At 66.8% G+C, this 229-nt stretch carries 1 protein-coding gene; it reads left to right on the plus strand.

The window, feature by feature from the left end; genetic code table 11:
* On the plus strand, positions 1 to 229 hold a 229-nt coding region (locus tag BIV25_RS46120), incomplete at both ends, for a ketoacyl-synthetase C-terminal extension domain-containing protein (RefSeq protein WP_143076861.1).

Genomic DNA, 229 nt, shown 5'->3' on the forward strand with positions numbered 1-229 from the left:
GGTGTGGCTGGTGTGATCAAGATGGTGGAGGCGTTGCGGCATGGTGTGTTGCCGGCGACGTTGCATGTGGGTGAGCCGTCCTCGCATGTGGACTGGTCGGCGGGTGATGTGCGGTTGTTGAGGGAGCGTCGGGAGTGGGTGGGGGTTGCGGGGCGGGTGCGGCGTGCGGGTGTGTCGTCGTTCGGGTTGAGTGGTACGAACGCGCACGTCATCCTGGAGCAGGCGCCCG

The organism is Streptomyces sp. MUSC 14 (assembly GCF_001866675.1).
Taxonomy (GTDB): domain Bacteria; phylum Actinomycetota; class Actinomycetes; order Streptomycetales; family Streptomycetaceae; genus Streptomyces.